Source organism: Chlorobium phaeovibrioides, from assembly GCF_003968655.1.
In the GTDB taxonomy this organism is placed as follows: Bacteria; Bacteroidota; Chlorobiia; order Chlorobiales; family Chlorobiaceae; genus Chlorobium; species Chlorobium phaeovibrioides.
Window position 1 is genome coordinate 1 of the sequence record NZ_RXYK01000056.1, and the last position, 666, is coordinate 666.

The window sequence follows — 666 nt, forward strand, 5'->3', positions numbered from 1 at the left end:
ATCGTGTCCGTGGTCGAATCGCCTTCGCCCAGGAACTGCACGCTCGAATCGTCAAGCGTGTACGTCCAGTTGCCCGTTCCATCGATGGTCAGCGAACCATACGTGCCAACAAACGTCGCAGCCGCGAAGCCCGACTCGCCAGCGTCAACATCCACCGCCGCAAGCACGCCGGAAGCCGTGGCGATCACGTCCTCCTGCACCGTGCCGGTCGTGGTGCCCGTTATCGTCGGCGCGTCGTTGGTGCCGTTGATGGTGATGGTTATGTCGTGCTCGGTCCCGTCAAAAGTACGCACGGTGATCGTGTCGGTGAGAGTGTCGCCCTCCCCAAGCTCCTGGATCGCGGACTGGCTGTTGTCCACCCTGTAGCGCCACCAGCCAGAATTATACATGTCCACGACCCCGTATGTCCCGGACACGGTCTCCAACACAAATCCGGATTCGCCGGTGTCAACGTCAACAGCGTCCAAGTCGCCGGTAGTCTTAAGTATCCCAGCAGGCTGCTCAACGGACACATCCTCAGTTACACTACCCATGCCTATGCCGGTGATCTCGGGTATGTCGTTGGTGCCGTTGATGGTGATGCTGATGGTCTGCGTGGTCCCGTCAAGAGTCTCCACGGTGATCGTGTCCGTAGTCGAATCGCCTTCGCCCAGGAACTGCACGCTC

The 666-nt window shown here is 59.9% G+C and carries 1 protein-coding gene; it reads right to left on the reverse strand.

Going from position 1 to position 666, the window contains the following annotated elements:
• The coding region (locus EKD02_RS09920) for a VCBS domain-containing protein (protein ID WP_221763003.1) at window positions 1–666 on the reverse strand (666 nt) is incomplete at both ends.